This is a genomic window from Microbacterium sp. NPDC057407 (genome assembly GCF_042803895.1).
GTDB lineage: Bacteria > Actinomycetota > Actinomycetes > Actinomycetales > Microbacteriaceae > Microbacterium.
This window is the reverse complement of record NZ_JBHVCA010000002.1, coordinates 252021-265696: the sequence shown is the minus strand read 5'-3', so window position 1 is coordinate 265696 and position 13676 is coordinate 252021. Positions and strand designations below refer to the sequence as shown.

17 protein-coding genes are annotated in these 13676 nt (G+C 69.7%); 10 read left to right on the top strand and 7 right to left on the bottom strand.

Going from position 1 to position 13676, the window contains the following annotated elements; translation table 11 throughout:
* Positions 1-152 precede the first annotated feature (152 nt).
* On the top strand, positions 153-626 hold the full coding sequence (locus ACFUTX_RS06100) for an Lrp/AsnC family transcriptional regulator (protein ID WP_378861479.1): 474 nt from the start codon (positions 153-155) through the stop codon (positions 624-626).
* Positions 627-630: 4 nt separating this feature from the next.
* On the opposite strand, the gene ACFUTX_RS06095 is transcribed toward ACFUTX_RS06100, so the two are convergent.
* Entirely contained in the window at positions 631-1626 is a 996-nt protein-coding gene (locus tag ACFUTX_RS06095) for a DMT family transporter (RefSeq protein ID WP_378861477.1), read from the bottom strand.
* A 74-nt stretch (positions 1627-1700) separates the two neighbouring features.
* Here ACFUTX_RS06095 and ACFUTX_RS06090 point away from each other — a divergent pair, with 74 nt between their 5' ends.
* Positions 1701-2255: a CGNR zinc finger domain-containing protein gene (locus ACFUTX_RS06090; RefSeq protein ID WP_378861475.1), complete on the top strand. Its 555-nt coding sequence runs from the start codon at positions 1701-1703 to the stop codon at positions 2253-2255.
* Here the strand turns inward: ACFUTX_RS06090 and ACFUTX_RS06085 are convergent.
* Positions 2215-3114 (bottom strand): alpha/beta fold hydrolase, encoded by a 900-nt coding sequence (locus tag ACFUTX_RS06085; RefSeq protein ID WP_378861473.1) that lies wholly within the window; start codon positions 3112-3114, stop codon positions 2215-2217. The two genes, ACFUTX_RS06090 and ACFUTX_RS06085, sit on opposite strands and share 41 nt — an antisense overlap.
* A 76-nt stretch (positions 3115-3190) precedes the next feature.
* Here ACFUTX_RS06085 and ACFUTX_RS06080 point away from each other — a divergent pair, with 76 nt between their 5' ends.
* On the top strand, positions 3191-3922 hold the full coding sequence (locus ACFUTX_RS06080) for a 3'-5' exonuclease (RefSeq protein WP_378861471.1): 732 nt from the start codon (positions 3191-3193) through the stop codon (positions 3920-3922).
* Between the two features lie 53 nt (positions 3923-3975).
* Here ACFUTX_RS06080 and ACFUTX_RS06075 read toward each other — a convergent pair whose 3' ends face one another.
* The 3 genes from ACFUTX_RS06075 to glgA all read right to left on the bottom strand — a co-directional run bounded on the left by ACFUTX_RS06075 (position 3976) and on the right by glgA (position 6338).
* The gene (locus ACFUTX_RS06075) at positions 3976-4227 is read right to left on the bottom strand and encodes a type B 50S ribosomal protein L31 (protein ID WP_378861469.1); all 252 of its coding nucleotides are present in this window, start codon (positions 4225-4227) and stop codon (positions 3976-3978) included.
* 122 nt (positions 4228-4349) lie between these two features.
* The gene (locus ACFUTX_RS06070; protein WP_378861468.1) at positions 4350-5135 is read right to left on the bottom strand and encodes an ABC transporter ATP-binding protein; all 786 of its coding nucleotides are present in this window, start codon (positions 5133-5135) and stop codon (positions 4350-4352) included.
* Between the two features lie 9 nt (positions 5136-5144).
* A complete protein-coding gene (glgA, locus tag ACFUTX_RS06065) occupies positions 5145-6338 on the bottom strand; it encodes a glycogen synthase (protein ID WP_378861466.1) in 1194 nt (397 codons plus the stop codon).
* Positions 6339-6415: 77 nt separating this feature from the next.
* Between glgA and glgC the strand changes: the two genes are divergently transcribed.
* Genes glgC through ACFUTX_RS06050 form a run of 3 tightly spaced genes read left to right on the top strand, consistent with a single transcriptional unit; the run spans position 6416 to position 9076 of the window.
* Positions 6416-7660 (top strand): glucose-1-phosphate adenylyltransferase, encoded by a 1245-nt coding sequence (gene glgC / locus ACFUTX_RS06060; RefSeq protein ID WP_378861464.1) that lies wholly within the window; start codon positions 6416-6418, stop codon positions 7658-7660.
* A gap of 44 nt (positions 7661-7704) precedes the next feature.
* Positions 7705-8346, top strand: a complete 642-nt coding sequence (gene serB / locus ACFUTX_RS06055; protein ID WP_378861462.1) for a phosphoserine phosphatase SerB — start codon at positions 7705-7707, stop codon at positions 8344-8346.
* 37 nt (positions 8347-8383) lie between these two features.
* Positions 8384-9076 (top strand): alpha/beta fold hydrolase, encoded by a 693-nt coding sequence (locus tag ACFUTX_RS06050; RefSeq protein ID WP_378861460.1) that lies wholly within the window; start codon positions 8384-8386, stop codon positions 9074-9076.
* A 16-nt stretch (positions 9077-9092) separates the two neighbouring features.
* On the opposite strand, the gene fabG is transcribed toward ACFUTX_RS06050, so the two are convergent.
* On the bottom strand, positions 9093-9803 hold the full coding sequence (fabG, locus tag ACFUTX_RS06045) for a 3-oxoacyl-ACP reductase FabG (RefSeq protein WP_378861458.1): 711 nt from the start codon (positions 9801-9803) through the stop codon (positions 9093-9095).
* Positions 9804-9914: 111 nt separating this feature from the next.
* On the opposite strand from fabG, the gene ACFUTX_RS06040 reads away from it, so the two are divergent.
* The 4 genes from ACFUTX_RS06040 (at position 9915) to ACFUTX_RS06025 (ending at position 11931) form a co-directional block, all read left to right on the top strand.
* Positions 9915-10367 carry a DUF4190 domain-containing protein gene (locus tag ACFUTX_RS06040; protein WP_378861456.1) on the top strand — a complete coding sequence of 151 codons (453 nt, stop codon included), beginning with the start codon at positions 9915-9917 and terminating at the stop codon, positions 10365-10367.
* Positions 10368-10451: 84 nt separating this feature from the next.
* Complete coding sequence (locus tag ACFUTX_RS06035; protein WP_378861454.1) at positions 10452-10820, top strand: DUF3099 domain-containing protein; 369 nt, start codon at positions 10452-10454, stop codon at positions 10818-10820.
* Positions 10820-11044: a hypothetical protein gene (locus ACFUTX_RS06030; protein ID WP_378862849.1), complete on the top strand. Its 225-nt coding sequence runs from the start codon at positions 10820-10822 to the stop codon at positions 11042-11044. The genes ACFUTX_RS06035 and ACFUTX_RS06030 overlap by 1 nt, the downstream gene beginning before the upstream one ends.
* Positions 11041-11931 carry an SURF1 family protein gene (locus ACFUTX_RS06025; protein ID WP_378861452.1) on the top strand — a complete coding sequence of 297 codons (891 nt, stop codon included), beginning with the start codon at positions 11041-11043 and terminating at the stop codon, positions 11929-11931. Before ACFUTX_RS06030 ends, ACFUTX_RS06025 begins: the two co-directional genes overlap by 4 nt.
* Positions 11932-11958: 27 nt before the next feature.
* On the opposite strand, the gene ACFUTX_RS06020 is transcribed toward ACFUTX_RS06025, so the two are convergent.
* Positions 11959-13557 (bottom strand): ABC-F family ATP-binding cassette domain-containing protein, encoded by a 1599-nt coding sequence (locus ACFUTX_RS06020; protein WP_378861450.1) that lies wholly within the window; start codon positions 13555-13557, stop codon positions 11959-11961.
* Positions 13558-13676: the final 119 nt, after the last annotated feature.

The following is a 13676-nucleotide window of genomic DNA, read 5'->3' as shown; positions in this document are numbered from 1 at the left end:
CCCTCCCTCGTGAGGAGGGGCGTCGTAGGTCGCCGGCTGCGTCGCCGACATGCCCGAGGCTACGTCCGCGTCGCACCTCGCTCAAGCATTCACGCTTTGCTTGAGCATGTTGACAAATCCGATGCCGCCATCACCTGCTAACGTTTCGCACTATGAGTGCCCTCGATCACGTCGACCTGGAGCTTTTGGCCGCGCTCTCGGCAGACCCGCGCGCGACGGTCGTCGCGTTGGCGGAGAGGCTGGGGATGTCGCGGAACACCGTCCAGGCCCGTATGGCGCGGCTGGAGCGTTCCGGCGTCTTCCTCTCGTACGAACGCGCCATCTCGTCGTCCTCGCTCGGCTACCCCATCGAAGCCTTCATCAGCGTCATCGTGCGCCAAGCGGATCTGCCGCGGATCACGGCCGAGCTGATCCGCGTGCCCGAGATCGTGCAGGCCCACGGCCTGTCGGGTCAGGTCGATCTGCTGGTGCGCGTCGCCTGCCGCGACACGCAGCACCTCTTCGACACCGACGCCCGCATCCTCTCGATCGAGGGCGTCGAGCGCACCGAGACATCGCTCGTGATGGGAGAGGTGATCCCCCACCGGGTGAAGCCCCTGATGGAGCTCGCACGTCGCGACTCCTGAGGCGTCAGGGAAGAGCGGATGCCGCCGCCCGCGCCGCGCCCGCCGGCGTGGCGGTCCGCAGGTCGTCGATCTTCACCAGCACCACCCCCGCGAGGATCAGCGCTCCCCCGAGGAACTGGATCGGCGCGGGAACCTCGGCGAGGAACACCCAGGCGAACCCGAGGGCGAACAGCACCTCCGAGAGCCCGACGAAGGAGGCGACGCGGGAGCCGATCCTCGGCACCGCCATCACCCCGAGCGCGTATCCGACCGGCGTCGCCACCGCGGCCACCCACAGCAGCGGCACGATCCACGCCACCTCGGCGCCCGCGAGGGACACGCTGACCGGCGGCGCGTGGAACGGCATGAGGCCGGTGAGGCAGAGCACCCCCATCATGAGGGCTCCGACGAGCAGCCCGCTCGCCGCCAGTGCGATCGGCGGGAGGTCGTCGCCCGCGCGCTCGGCGATCACGAAGTACGCGCAGACGCAGACGGCGGCGGCCAGCGCGAAGAGGGTTCCGATCAGGTCGAACGACGCGCCCGAGATGTCCACCACCAGGACCAGCCCGACGACGGCGACCGCCGACCCCCACAGGACGAGGCCCGACGGCGCTCGGCGGGTGCGCAGCCAGACGTAGATGACCAGCATGATCGGCGCCAGGTACTGGATGAGCAGCGCCACGGCCACCGGCATCCGCTGCATCGCCGAGAAGAAGAAGAGCTGGCACCCGAGGACGGGGAACACCGCGAACGCGACGATGATGCGCCAGTGCCGACGGAGGAAGCCGGGCTGGCGGCGCATCGCACGGAAGATCGCCGGGGAGAGGATGAGACCCGCCACGCCCATGCGCACAAGCAGCGACGCACCGAGCGACCACCCCTCTTCGAGCAGCGGCTTGATGAACGGGCCGCTCGAAGAGAACGCCAGTGCCGACGCCACCGCCATCACCAGCCCGACGCTGCGCACTCTCGAGGAGGACGGGATCGGGGCGATCACGGGAATGGGCGCGGTGGCGGTCATGTGCGGCATCCGGCTGTCAGGAGTGAATGTTGCTTACACTGGTGACAGTATCCAAGCGGATGTCAGGAGTCAACATGGTTTTCATCCATGACACGAAGCGCACCCTCATGATGGTCGTCGACCTCGTGAACACGCTGCCCGGATTCGACGGCACCGACACCCTGCAGACCCCTGACGAGTTCGCGGAGTTCCTCACCCGGCACCCGTACACCGGGGTCATCCGGCACGACGCCGAGGAGCTCGAAGCCGTCCGGGCGCTGCGAGAGCGCCTGCAGGCGCTGTGGCGCGTGGACCGAGTCGGGGCGGTGCCGCTCGTGAACGGCATGCTCGCCGACGGCGAGGCGCTCCCCCGGCTGGTCATCCACGACGGATACGACTGGCACATCCACGCCACGTCCGACGAGTCCCCGCTGGCGACCCGCATGATGGTCGAGGCCGCGATGGCGTTCGTCGACGTGATCCGCGCGGACGAGTATCAGCGCGTGCGGGTCTGCTCAGCCGACGACTGCGAATCGGTGTACATCGACTATTCGAAGAACGGCTCCAAGCGCTACTGCGACACCGGCAACTGCGGCAACCGCATGAACGTCATCGCGTATCGCGCCCGGAAGGCGAGAGAAACCGCCTGATCGCCGCTGCGGCAGGGGCCGGCGTCTCGTAGTGGATCAGGTGCCCGACGTCGCCGATCTCGACGAGCGTCGCGTCGGCGAACAGTGTCGCCAGATGCCGCTCCGCCTCGATGGGCGTGATGTCGTCGCGCTCGGCGGCGACGAGCAGCGTGGGCTGGACGATGCGCGGCGCGAACTCGCGCACATCGTGCGAAACGGACGCGACGAAGGCGTCGTGCAGCACGTCGCGGTCGGCGAAACGCGAGAAGTACGTGTCGTGCTGGTCGTGGATGAACCGCCGCAGGTCGGTGTCCTTCGTCTTGGCCATCGCCTCGCTCATCACCCGGACGATGAGCCCGTTGCGCAGCACCGCGTCGCCGACTCGCTTCGGCAGACGCGCACCGGCCCAGTAGTAGAAGACGGCCAGCCGTGTGAGAAGCCCGCGCGGACCTTCGAGCGCCGGCGCGCCGATCGGGTTCACGAGGATCACTCGCGGCGTCTGCAGTCCGCCGGCGACCGACGCCGCGACCACGATCGAGCCGAAGGAGTGACCGAGCACCGGCGCCCCGGGCGCGACCGCGCCGGCGAACTCACGGAGCCAGTCCGCGTAGGCGCCGAGGTCGTGCCGGACGCCGGGAAGCGGCGCGGTCTCACCGAACCCCGGCAGGTCGGGTGAGATCACCCGTATGCCTGGCAGGTGCGCGACGACGGGCTCGAGCCCGTGATGCTCGCCCCGGAAGCCGTGCACCGCGACCAGGGTGATCGCGGCGTCCGCCGGTCCGTAGACCCAGTACGCGGTGACGCCGCCGCGGACCGCGATCTCCCGCCGCTCGACCGGGATCTCTCCGAGAAGAGCGGCGTAGGGGTTCGCGGCGGACACGTTCCGAGTCTACGAGGCGGCGCCTCGCCGGTGCGTCGCCGCGTCGGTGTCGGAGGGGACGCATACCGTGATCGGCATGGAACAGTGGCAGCCCGAGACGCTCCCTCTGTTCGCCACTCCGGAGTGGGTGAAGGTCATGGGGGTCTTCGACCTCGAGACGACGGGGGTCGATGTCGCGAACGACCGGATCGTCACGGCGCACGTGGGACTGCTGGATGCCTCGGGCTCGGTCATCCGGGCGCGCGACTGGCTCGCTGATCCCGGCATTCCCATCCCCGACGGCGCCGCGGCGATCCATGGCATCTCCACCGAGGTGGCGCGACGGGACGGGGCGCCGGCCGCGACGGTCGTCGAGGAGGTGGTGTGCGCCGTCCGCGAGCTCTTGGACGCCGGCATCCCGGTCGTCGCGTACAACGCTCCGTACGACTTCTCGCTCCTCAAGCACGAGGCGATCCGCCACGGGGTGCCGGCGATCCTCGATCCCTTCCCCGTCATCGACCCGCTTGTGGTCGACAAGGCCTACGACCGGTGGCGTCGCGGCAAACGGACGCTCTCCGTCGTCGCGGCGCACTACGCGGTGCGGCTCGACGGGGCGCACCAGGCGTCGGCCGACGCCGTGGCAGCCGGACGCGTGGCGCAGGCGCTGGCGGAGCGCTTCGCGGCGTGGCTGCCGGACGACGCGCGCGAGCTGCACACCCGGCAGATCGCCTGGGCGCGGGCGCAGGCCGCGAGCCTCACCGAGTACTTCGTGAGCATCGGGCGGCTCGACGCCGACGAGCGCCTGGACGGCAGCTGGCCGATCCGCTGAAGCTCGTGCGGCAACGACGAAGGCCCCGCCGAAGCGGGGCCCTCTCGCGGCTCTTACTTGGAGCCGAAGTTCTTGAAGCGCTGGTTGAACTTCTCGACGCGACCGGCCGAGTCCATGATGCGCTGCTTGCCCGTGTAGAACGGGTGCGAGGCCGACGAGATCTCGACGTCGATGACGGGGTACTCGACACCGTCGAGCTCGATCGTCTTGTCGCTGGTCACCGTCGAACGGGTGAGGAAGGTCTCGCCGGAACCGAGGTCGCGGAACACGACGGCACGGTACTCGGGGTGGATGTCAGTCTTCATGGGAAGTCCTTTGGAAGTGGTGTCCTGGATTTTGCCAGGACGGACAAAGTCTGAGGTGCGAGCGCACCAAAGAACGATCTTACCAGTCCGCGCGCGGGAGACGGAATCGGCGGGTGCGCGGATCAGTGGGCCGCGCGGGCCGCGTACCGGCCGCCGCTCTCGGTGAGCTCGATGGGGACGCCGAACGTCTCGGTGAGCGCCTCGGCCGTGAGGGTCTCGCGCAGCGGACCGGATGCCACGGCCCTGCCGTCCGCGAGAAGGAGCACGTGCGTGAATCCGACCGGGATCTCCTCGACATGGTGCGTCACCATGATCATCGCCGGTGTGGTCGGCGCCTGCGCGTAACCCCCGAGGAGGGTGAGCAGCTCTTCGCGAGCGCCGAGGTCGAGGCTGGCGGTGGGCTCGTCGAGCAGCAGCAGCTCGGGGTCGGTCATGACCGCCCGCGCGATCTGCACGCGCTTCTGCTCGCCGTCGCTGAGCGTCCCGAAGGTGCGGTCGGCCAGGTGGTCGAGCTTCCACTCGGCGAGCACCCGCAGGGCACGGCGCTCGTCGATGTCCTCGTAGTCCTCGCGCCATCTGCCGAGCACCGAGAACGCTGCGGTCAGGACGACGTTGAGCACGGTCTCCTCGGGCGGGACCCGCCGTGCCATCGCCGACGAGGCGAAACCGATGCGCGGGCGGAGCTCGAAGACATCGGTGCGGCCCAGCCGCTCGCCGAGGATCGTCACGACGCCCGACGTCGGGTGCATGAGAGTGTCGGCGAGCTGCAGCAGCGTGGTCTTGCCTGCGCCGTTGGGACCGAGGATCACCCAGCGCTCGTCGTCGCTCACCGACCAGTCGAGGTGGTCGACGATGTCCCTGGCGTTCCTGCGGACGACGACGTCGGAGAACTCGAGCACCTGCGGCATGCGTCCAGCCTATCGGCCGCGCGCAGCGACCTCCGTGTACAGCGCCGCGGTCTGCTCGGCGATGCTCTGCCAGCTGAAGTCCGCCGTGGCCCGCTCGCGCCCGCGACGCCCGTACTCGCGGGCGCGCTCCGGGTCGGACACCACTTCGGTGAGCACGCGCGCGAGGTCCGCGACGAAGCGCTCGGGGTCCGTGGGCGTGCCGGTTCCGTCCTGCACCTGCTCGATCGGGACCAGCCGGCCGGTGACCCCGTCCACGACGACCTCGGGGATCCCGCCGGTGGCGGTGCCGACCACCGCGGCCCCGCACGCCATCGCCTCGAGATTGACGATCCCGAGCGGCTCGTACACCGACGGGCAGACGAACGTGGTGGCCGCGCTCAGGATGGTGCACAGCTCGTGACGCGAGAGCATGCGGTCGATCCACACCACACCGTCCCGGGTCTCCTGCAGACGGCGCACGAGACCCTCCACCTCCGCGAGGATCTGGGGGGTGTCCGGGGCTCCCGCGCACAGGATCACCTGCACGTCGGGCGGCAGCTGCTCGGCAGCGCGCAGGAAGTAGGGCAGGCCCTTCTGGCGCGTGATGCGGCCGACGAAGACGACGGAGGGTCGCGCGGCATCCACTCCCAGCTCCGTCAGCAGCGCCGGGTCGTCGACCGGATGCCACGACTCGACGTCGATGCCGTTGTAGATCACGCGCACCTTGGCCGGGTCGAGCGCCGGGTAGCTGCGCAGGATGTCCTGTCTCATCCCGTCGCTCACCGCGACGATGGCCGCCGCTCCTTCGTACGCGGTCTTCTCGATCCAGCTCGAGACGGCATACCCGCCGCCGAGCTGCTCGGCCTTCCACGGCCGGAGGGGCTCGAGGCTGTGCGCAGTGACGACGTGCGGGATGCCGTGGAGCAGAGAGGCGAGGTGCCCGGCGAAGTTCGCGTACCAGGTGTGGCTGTGCACGACGTCCGCGCCGGCGACGTCTCCGACGATCTCGAGGTCGGTGCCGAGCGTCTGAACGGCCGCGTTCGCCGCCCGGAGCTCCTGCGGGACGCCGTACGCCGTCGTCCCGGGTTCGTCCCGGTCGGCCCCGAACGCCCGCACCCGCACGTCCAGACCCGACCGCAGGGCCTTGACCAGCTCGGTCACGTGCACCCCCGCGCCGCCGTAGATCTCGGGCGGGTACTCCTTCGTCACGATGTCGACGCGCATGGGACGAAACCTAGTACACCTCCACGAACGCGGATAGCCGCTACCCCGGCGCCGACGCACCCCCGTATGGTGGTGGCATGCCTGCAGCGCCGAAGGTCTTCGGAATCATCCTCGCCGGCGGCGAGGGCAAGCGCCTGATGCCGTTGACGGCCGATCGGGCGAAACCGGCCGTTCCCTTCGGGGGTCAGTACCGGCTCATCGACTTCGCGATCTCGAACCTGATCAACTCCGGCCTCCGGCAGATCGTCGTGCTCACCCAGTACAAGTCGCACAGCCTCGACCGGCACATCTCGCAGACCTGGCGCATGTCGGCTCTCCTCGACTCGTACGTCACCTCGGTTCCGGCGCAGCAGCGGCTGGGCAAGCGCTGGTTCTCCGGATCCGCCGACGCCATCCTGCAGAGCCTCAACCTCATCAACGACGAGCAGCCCGACATCGTCGTCGTCATCGGCGCCGACCACGTCTACCGCATGGACTTCCGGCAGATGCTGGCCGCTCACATCGACTCCGGCGCGCGGGCGACGGTCGCCGGCATCCGCCAGCCCATCTCCCTCGCCAATCAGTTCGGCGTCATCGACGTCGAGAAGGACGACGCCACCCGAATCCACGACTTCCTCGAGAAGCCGCACAACCCGACGGGCCTCGCCGACTCCCCCGGTGAGGTCCTGGCGTCGATGGGCAACTACATCTTCGACGCCGACGCCCTCATCGAGGCGGTCGAGTCGGACGGTGAGCTGCCGACCTCCAACCACGACATGGGCGGCGACATCATCCCGTACTTCGTCGGGCGCGGCGAGGCGGGCGTATACGACATGAACCGCAACGACGTCCCGGGCTCGACCGATCGCGACCGGTACTACTGGCGCGACGTGGGGACCATCGACTCGTTCTTCGACGCGCACCGCGACCTCATCTCGACGCTACCGGTCTTCAACCTGTACAACACCGACTGGCCCATCCACTCCCAGGCGGTCAACTCGCCCCCGGCGAAGTTCGTGCGGGACTCGGTCGGCCGCATCGGCAACGCGATCGACTCCATCGTGTCGCTCGGATCCGTGCTGTCGGGAACGCATCTCGAGCGCAGTGTCGTGGGCCCGTGGACCCTGGCCGGGGGCGGCTCGACCATCACCGACTCGGTGCTCTTCGACCATGTGCACGTCGGTGCCGGCGCGCGCATCCACCGGGCCATCCTCGACAAGAACGTGGTCCTGACCGACGGCGCCACGGTCGGCGTCGACCGCGAGAAGGACCTCGCGCGCGGCTTCACCGTCACCGACAGCGGGATCACGGTCGTCGGCAAGGGCGTCCGCGTCGAACCGTGAACACGGGTTCGGGTCGAGGCGTCGGGCGCCGCTAGCGTGGAGGGATGCCCCTTGCCCCCGCGCGCTTCCTCGTGGTCCTCGACGCCGACTCGACCCTGATCCGCAACGAGGTCATCGAGCTCATCGCCGATGAAGCGGGCCGCGGCCCCGAGGTGGCGGCCGCGACCGAGGCCGCCATGCGAGGCGAGGTCGACTTCGCAACCAGCCTCCGCTCGCGGGTCGACGCTCTCGCCGGCGTGCCCCTCACGGCGTTCGATCGGGTGAGGGCGCGGGTCGAGCCCACGCCGGGCGTCGTCGATCTGATCCGAGCGGCCCACCACCGCGGCGGACGTGTGGGAGTCGTCTCGGGCGGCTTCCACGAGATCCTCGACAGCGTCGCTCCGTCGCTGGGCGTCGACACGTGGCGCGCGAACCGGCTCGCCACCGACCGCGGCGTGCTGACCGGACAGGTCGACGGCGACATCGTCGACGCCGCGGCGAAAGCGGAGGCGCTCGGCGAGTGGGCGGCGGAGTGCGGGGTGCCGACTGAGCGAACCATCGCCATCGGCGACGGGGCGAACGATCTGCTGATGATGGCCGCGGCGGGTCTCGGAGTGGCGTTCAACGCCAAGCCGGCGGTCCGGGCGCAGGCCGACCTGGTGATCGGACCGGTCGATCTCGCCGAGGTCATCGCACTGCTCCCCTGACCCGGTCGATGTCGGCGGCGACCGTTAGCGTCGACCCATGGACATCATCCTCGTTCCCGGCCTGTGGCTCGACGCCTCTTCGTGGGAGGGCGTCGCTCCCGCACTCGAGCGGGCGGGCCACACGCCTCGCCCCCTGACCCTGCCCGGCGTGGGCGAGCCGGCCGAGAGATCCGCCGGCATCGGCATCCAGGACTGGGTCGACGCCGTCGTCGCCGAGATCGACGCCGCTTCCGCTCCGGTGGCCCTCGTCGGGCACAGCGGCGGCGGCAACGTGGTGTGGGGCGCGGCCGAGGCCCGAGCCGATTCGCTCGCCCGCGTCATCCTGCTCGACACGATCCCCGCTCCCGACGGTCAGGGCATCTCAGAGTTCCCCGTCGTCGACGGCGTGGTCCCCTTCCCCGGCTGGGACTCCTTCGACGAGCCGGATGTGGCCGATCTCGATGCCGAGACACGTCGTCGCTGGTCCGCGCGCACCCATTCCGTGCCGGCCCGCGTCCCCACCGATCCGCTCCGCCTCGACGGCACCCGCCGGCACGGGGTGCCGGTGACGCTCCTCATGGGCGGCATGGACGAGTCGGAGTTCCGCGAGGCGGTCGCACAGTGGGGGCCATGGGGCGAAGAGTTCGCCGCGATCGGCGAGGCCGAGGTGGTGCGTCTCGGCTCAGGGCACTGGCCGCAGTTCTCGCAGCCGGATGCGGTGGCGCAGGCGATTCTCGAGGCTCTGCGCTGACGCGAAGGGCAGCCGTTCAGTGGCCCATCCCGAGGCCGCCATCGACGGGGATCACGGCGCCCGAGATGTAGGCGGCGTCATCTGACGCGACCCAGGTGACCACTCCGGCCACCTCGTCCGCCGTGGCGAATCGACCGGCGGGGATGTTCTTCTTGTACTCCGCCTGGGTTTCGTCCGGCAGCGCCGCGGTCATGTCGGTCTCGATGAAGCCCGGAGCGACCACGTTCGCGGTGATGCCGCGCCCCCCGAGCTCCCTCGTGAGCGACCGCGCGAATCCCACCAGGGCGGACTTCGACGCCGCGTAGTTGATCTGACCTGCCGATCCGTAGAGGCCGACCACGCTCGAGATCAAGATGACGCGGCCCCACTTCGCTCGGAGCATCCCCTTCGATGCGCGCTTCACGACGCGGAAGGCGCCGCCGAGGTTCGTGGCCACGACGCTGTCGAAGTCGTCCTCCGTCATGCGAAGCAGCAGCGTGTCCTTCGTGACACCGGCGTTCGCGACCACGATCTCGACGGGGCCGAGTTCACGCTCGACCTCGGAGAAGGCGGCATCGACGGCCGCGGCATCCGTGACATCCGCGCGTACCGTCAGCGTGCCCTCCGGACCCTCCCCCGAACGGGCGGTCACGGCCACACGGTACCCTTCCGCCACGAATCGTTCCGCGATGGCTCGGCCGATGCCGCGGTTTCCGCCGGTGACGAGGACGACGCGATCGGTGGTCATGGTGCAGCTCCCAGCGGTGTGTGACGGATCCGCACCAGCCTAGCGGCGCCGCGTTTGACAGCCGGCGGCGCTCGCTGGAACGCTGGGGTCGACATCCGAAAGAGGTTCTTCGTGAGCGACAACCCGCCCGTTCCCCCGGCCCCCGAACCCGGCGCCTACCCGCCGCCCGCGGCGGGCTACAGCGCCCCGCCCCCCGGTTACGCCGCCGCGCCGCCGCCCTACGGTGCGGCGCCGCAGCAGCCCTACGGTGCAGCGCCGCAGTACGGCGGAGGCCAGGGCTACGGGTACGGCGCTCCCACCAAGACCAACACGCTCGCGATCGTCTCGCTGGTCGCGTCGCTCGCCAGCTTCATCATCGTGCCGCTCATCGGCTCGATCGTGGGCGTGATCACGGGGCACATGGCGCTCAACCAGCTGAAGACGAGCGGTGAAGAGGGTCGCGGCCTTGCCCTCGCGGGCACCATCGTCGGCTGGGTCGGGCTGGGTCTGACGATCTTCGGCATCATCGCCCTCTTCGCGTTCCTCGGGTTCGTCGCGAGCGTCGCCCCGGGTTACTCGTACTGACCCTGCGCGGCATTCTTCCGAGCGGTCCCCTCGGCGCCCCGAAACGGCGCCGGTGGGGGCCGCGCGGCGTACCCTGGAAGCACCGTGAAAAGTTCGAGCAGGGCACAGTCCGCCACGTCGCTGCCGCAGGCGCCGCGCGACGACGCGGGCGCGCGTTCGGCCCGATATCTGGCCCTGATGGGCGTGCGCATCCTGTGCTTCATCCTGATGGTCGTCATCACTCCCTACGGCTGGTACACCTGGGTGCTCGGGGCGGGAGCGATCTTCCTGCCCTATTTCGCCGTCGTGCTCGCCAACGTCGGCGAAGAGGCTCGACGCAATCGGCGAGAGGATCCGGAACGCGCGCTGCCCGCAGCGCCGAACGCCCCACTCCCCATGCCGTCGGCATCGCCCACCGTCATCCGCATCCAAGAGACCCGGGCGCTCGACGACCGCCGAGACCGCGACGCATGATGCCCGACCAAGAGGGGGCGGCGACCTGTTCCCGCGCCGGCTGCCGGCATGCCGCGCGATGGCGGATCGACTGGCGCAACCCGCGCATTCATGCGGAGGAACGCGTGAAGACCTGGGTCGCGTGTGACGACCATCGCGATTATCTGCGCGACTTCCTGGCCGCCCGGAGCTTTCCCGTCTCGGTCTCCGAGCTCCCGGCGACGTCGGCGGGGGCGCTGCGATGACTCGCCGCGAGGTGAGCATGCAGCGGCTCCCCCGGGCGGGCCGGTGGGCGATCTACATCTCGCTGGCGATCGTCTTCGCGATCGCCTGCGCCTTCCTGTCGAACTGGCAGTTCTCGCGCAACGAGGAGCGCTCGCGTCAGCTCGCGCTGGTGGAGGCGAACTACGACGCTGCGCCCGTGCCGCTGGCGGAGCTCATCCCCCCGGGGGGCGCGTTCGACCCCGACGACCAGTGGCGCCCGGTGGAGCTGATCGGCCGATACGTCGATGACGACCAGTTGCTGGTGCGCAATCGCCCGCACGGCGGCACCGCGGCGTTCGAAGTGCTCGTCCCGTTCCGTCTCGACGACGGACGCGTGCTGCTCATCGACCGAGGGTGGGTCCCGCCCGGCGACGACCAGCCCGACCCGGACGCGGTGCCCTCTCCACCGGAGGGCGAGATCACGGTCGTCGCGCGGCTCAAGCCCGGCGAGCAGGCGCCATCCTCCGGCAGGTCGGCTCCGGACGGTCAGGTGGCGACGATCAACCTGCCCCTCGTCGCAGGGGCTGTCGCCCCCGACATCGGCGACGAGCTCGAGCTCGGCGCGTATGGTGTGCTCGTCTCGGAGAGCCCGGCGCCCGCCGCGGCGCCCCAACCGCTCGAAGCGCCGTCGGCCGATCCGGGTCCTCACCTCTCCTATGCGATCCAGTGGATCCTGTTCGCGATCATGGGATTCATCTTCATCGCTTATGTCATCCGCACCGAGCGGAGGCACCGGCGCGAGGAAGCGGAAGAGGCCGCCGAAGCCTCGGAGGCGCAACAGAGCCGGGCCCCGCGGGTGGGGGGTGCCCGGCGTCGCGACCGCGACGCGGAAGACGAGGACGCGCTCCTCGACGCCGCCGGACGCTGAGGTCGCCAGACGCTCCGACGCCTCGTGTCAGGCGAGGCTCACGAGGTCGGCGTAGTCGCGGCCCCAGATGTCTTCCACGCCGTCGGGGAGGATGAGGACGCGCTCGGGATTGAGCGCCTCCACGGCTCCTTCGTCGTGGGACACCAGGATGACCGCTCCCTCGTAATGCGCGAGGGCGCCGAGGATCTCCTCGCGCGATGCCGGATCGAGGTTGTTCGTCGGCTCGTCCAGCAGGAGCACGTTGGCGCTCGAGACGACGAGGGTCGCCAGCGACAGCCGGGTCTTCTCACCGCCCGAGAGAACTCCCGCGGGCTTGAGGACGTCGTCACCCGTGAAGAGGAACGAGCCGAGCACCTTGCGAGCCTCGGTCGCGTTGATGTCGGGTGCGGCCGACATCATGTTCTCGAGGACGGATCTCGAGACGTCGAGATTCTCGTGCTCCTGGGCGTAGTACCCGATCTTCAGGCCGTGACCGGGTTCGACCTGGCCGGTGTCGGGGCGGTCGACCCCGGCGAGGATGCGCAACAGGGTCGTCTTCCCGGCGCCGTTCAGTCCGAGCACGACGACCTTCGAGCCGCGGTCGATCGCCAGGTCGACATCGGTGAAGATCTCGAGTGATCCGTAGGACTTCGAGAGACCGGATGCCGTGATCGGCGTCTTCCCGCAGGGTGCGGGCTTGGGGAACCGCAGCTTCGCCACGCGGTCCTCCTGGCGCACGTCCTCGAGCCCTGCGAGCATCTTCTCGGCGCGGGCGACCATCTGATGGGCGGCGGCCGCCTTCGACGCCTTGGCGCCGAATCGCGCGGCCTGCTGCTGGAGCACGGTCGCCTTCTTCTCGACGTTGGCGCGCTCCTTCTTGCGGCGCTCCTCGTCGGCCACGCGCTGGCGCAGGTAGTTCTTCCAGCTCATGTTGTAGACGTCGATCACCTGGCGGTTCGCGTCGAGATAGAAGACGCGGTTGACGGTCTCGCCGACGAGCTCCACATCGTGGCTGATCACGATCAGGCCGCCCCGGTATCCCTTGAGGAACTCGCGGAGCCAGACGACGCTGTCGGCGTCGAGATGGTTCGTCGGCTCGTCGAGGATCATCGTCTGGGCGTCGGAGAAGAGGATCCGCGCGAGCTCGATCCGCCGTCGCTGGCCGCCCGAAAGAGTGCGCAGCGGCTGGTCGAGGATCCGATCGGGCAGAGAGAGGTTGTGGGCGATGGAGGCCGCCTCGGCCTCTGCCGCGTAGCCGCCGAGCGCCTCGAACCGCTCTGTGAGGTTGGCGTACTTGCGCATGGCGCGGGCCGCGGCATCCGGATCGTCGTCCGCCATCGCCAGCGACGCCTCCTGCATGCCGAGCGCCAGCGTGCCGAGGCCGCGCGCGTCGAGGATGCGGGTGCGGGCCAGCATGTCGGGATCACCGGAACGGGGATCCTGCGGCAGGTACCCGAGTTCGCCCGAGCGGTCGACCCGCCCCTCGGACGGGAGGACGTCGCCCGCCAGCACCTTGGTCAGCGTCGTCTTTCCCGCCCCGTTGCGCCCGACCAGGCCGATCTTGTCGCCGGCGGACACCCGGAACGACACGTCGGACATGAGCACGCGGGCGCCCACGCGGATCTCGAGGTCGTGCACGGCGAGCACAGCGAAACGTCCGTTCCGTCGGTGGATGGGGAGGGTGGCCGATCGGCCAGCCCCCCAGTATAGATCGCCGTCGGTTGGGAAGATCCCACAAGCGGACGACGGCATTTCGTGGACTCCAT

Coding starts and splice junctions, on each gene's coding strand:
- glgC (WP_378861464.1), top strand. CDS start 6,416: ATGCCTGCAGCGCCGAAGGTCTTCGGAATCATCCTCGCCGGCGGCGAG.
- ACFUTX_RS06050 (WP_378861460.1), top strand. CDS start 8,384: ATGGACATCATCCTCGTTCCCGGCCTGTGGCTCGACGCCTCTTCGTGG.
- ACFUTX_RS06080 (WP_378861471.1), top strand. CDS start 3,191: ATGGAACAGTGGCAGCCCGAGACGCTCCCTCTGTTCGCCACTCCGGAG.
- ACFUTX_RS06030 (WP_378862849.1), top strand. CDS start 10,820: ATGCCCGACCAAGAGGGGGCGGCGACCTGTTCCCGCGCCGGCTGCCGG.
- glgA (WP_378861466.1), bottom strand. CDS start 6,338: ATGCGCGTCGACATCGTGACGAAGGAGTACCCGCCCGAGATCTACGGC.
- fabG (WP_378861458.1), bottom strand. CDS start 9,803: ATGACCACCGATCGCGTCGTCCTCGTCACCGGCGGAAACCGCGGCATC.
- ACFUTX_RS06025 (WP_378861452.1), top strand. CDS start 11,041: ATGACTCGCCGCGAGGTGAGCATGCAGCGGCTCCCCCGGGCGGGCCGG.
- ACFUTX_RS06070 (WP_378861468.1), bottom strand. CDS start 5,135: ATGCCGCAGGTGCTCGAGTTCTCCGACGTCGTCGTCCGCAGGAACGCC.
- ACFUTX_RS06075 (WP_378861469.1), bottom strand. CDS start 4,227: ATGAAGACTGACATCCACCCCGAGTACCGTGCCGTCGTGTTCCGCGAC.
- ACFUTX_RS06100 (WP_378861479.1), top strand. CDS start 153: ATGAGTGCCCTCGATCACGTCGACCTGGAGCTTTTGGCCGCGCTCTCG.
- serB (WP_378861462.1), top strand. CDS start 7,705: ATGCCCCTTGCCCCCGCGCGCTTCCTCGTGGTCCTCGACGCCGACTCG.
- ACFUTX_RS06095 (WP_378861477.1), bottom strand. CDS start 1,626: ATGACCGCCACCGCGCCCATTCCCGTGATCGCCCCGATCCCGTCCTCC.
- ACFUTX_RS06090 (WP_378861475.1), top strand. CDS start 1,701: ATGGTTTTCATCCATGACACGAAGCGCACCCTCATGATGGTCGTCGAC.